Here is a 1,983-nt window from a genome sequence, read left to right on the forward strand (position 1 = left end):
ACGGATTTGGCGGATAAGAACGGATTGAGCCAGGTTTTCAATCCGTAACATCCGTTAAATCCGTGAAAATCCGTGGTTCATTTATTCCACCCCCGCCAACAGGAGCGCGGCCAGGTCGTCCAGGCCGGCCACGGCGCGCTGTTGGTCTTCGCTCAGCGCGTCGGCGATCATAGGCGGGCCGAAGCGGTGGAGCAGCGTGAAGGCCAGCAGCCGCTCCCGGTCGAGGCCGCCAACCAGGCCGTACCCGTCCAGCACGGCGCGCAACAGCCCGCCGTCGCGCCCGCAGAAGCCAAACCACAGCGCCGCCCACTCGTAATAGGGATCGCCCACCTCCGCGTCGGCCCAATCGATCAGCCCGGAGATGCCCCACGCCCCATCCCGCTCGCTCACCAGCACGTGATCGGCGGTCAGGTCAGCGTGGAGCAGCCGCGGGCGCGCCGCGAAGAAGTTCGTCCGCCGCAACAGCGCCTCGGCCGCGGCGACGACCGCCTCGCGCAGCGCCGTGCGCCGCCGCAGGGCAACGGGGGCCTCGGCCGCTTGCAGGACGACGAACCGCTTCCAGCTATCGACGGACGGCCAGCCATGTCCGGGCATGACCGGCGTGTAATGCACCTCGCGTAGCAGCCCACCCAACGCGCGACCGACGCCCAACCGCGCCTCGGGCGGGATGCCCGCCGCCGCGTCGCGCCACGCCGCGCCCGGCCGGAAGGAGAAGACCAGATAGGGCCAGGCCACGCGGTCGCGGAAGACGCCATCGGCCAGCAGGCGCGGCAGTTCGGGCAGGCGCTCGTCCAGCAGCCGGTAGACGGCGCGCTCCCTGGTAAAGTCGCCGGCCACCATGGGCGGGAAGAGCTTGACGACGACCGGCGGCTCGGCCGCGTCCGGGCCGCGGACGGTGAAGACGGCGCACGTGCCGGGGAAGCCGGCCGCGACGGCGTGGGGCGGGCGGGGGAAGCGGTCGCCGTGCGCCGCGGCGATTCGCTCCACGACCGGCTGCCACAGGGCCGCGTCGGTGAAGATCGCCCCCCACTCGCCCCAATCGCGCACCGGCGGCAAGAGGTGTTCGGTCATGTGGAGGTCTCGAATTGTCGATTCGTAAGAAATGGCTACGGATTGGGACAGATAATACGGATCAAGAACGGATTGAATTCCGTTTCCGTCCGTACCATCCGTCATAATCCGTAGCCATTTCTTCGCCGCCCGCGCAAGCTTTAGACGGCCGTCGCGACGTTTTCGGCGACAAAGGCGTTGTAGGCCGCCAGAATCCGGCGCGAGAGGGGGCCGGGCCGCCCGTCGCCCACCGTCTGCCCGGCGATGCTGACCACCGGCAGGAAGGCCCGCGACGACCCGCTGAGCGCCGCCTCGTCCAGCGCCGGGATGTCAGCCACCGCAACCGCCTCCAGCCGCAGCGGAATGCCCAGGCCGGGAATGAGTTGCATCAGAATCTCCCGCGTGATGCCCTCCAGCACCCCTTCCCCGGCCGTGTAGACCACGCCGTCGCGCACGCCCCAGAAGTTCGTGCCCGCGCCCTCCAGGATGCGGCCGTCGGGGCTGAGGAGGAGGTATTCGTAGGCGGCGGGCAGCGGCTGGTGGTCAGTGGTCGCTGATGTGTCGCCGGCTTCCACCTCCAGCGCGCGCAAGCCGCCGCCCACCGGTCGCTGCTCCGCGAAGTCGGCCGTCTTGACCAGCGGCCGTTCGCGGGCCAGCCCCTCGGCGAAGGCCACGGCCACGCCCGTCTCGTACAGTTCCGGCGGCGGCGGGGTGAAAGGTTGCAGGGCGATCAGTTCGCGGCTCGCCAGGCCCGTGGGTGAGTCGGCCGTCGCGCCCGTCGTTGGCCCGGCCAGCACGTCTATGCGCACGCGCATCTCCGGCCAGGGCGCGGCAGTGACGACGCCGTGCAGCGCCCGCAGCAGCCGCGCCCGGTCGAGCCGGTACGTCCAGCCCAGCAGGGCCATGGAGCGCTCCGTCCGCGCCAGGTGGCGG

The 1,983-nt window shown here is 70.5% G+C and carries 2 protein-coding genes; both read right to left on the minus strand.

Annotated features, from left to right (window positions below; genetic code table 11):
- Positions 1 to 81: 81 nt before the first annotated feature.
- The gene (locus tag ACE3UY_RS22090; protein WP_374689635.1) at positions 82 to 1,071 is read right to left on the minus strand and encodes a phosphotransferase family protein; all 990 of its coding nucleotides are present in this window, start codon (positions 1,069 to 1,071) and stop codon (positions 82 to 84) included.
- Positions 1,072 to 1,211: 140 nt separating this feature from the next.
- The coding region (locus ACE3UY_RS22095) for an aminotransferase class IV (protein WP_374689636.1) at positions 1,212 to 1,983 on the minus strand (772 nt) is incomplete at its 5' end.

Source organism: Promineifilum sp. (SeqCode) (assembly GCF_041918635.1).
Taxonomy (GTDB): Bacteria; Chloroflexota; Anaerolineae; order Promineifilales; family Promineifilaceae; genus Promineifilum.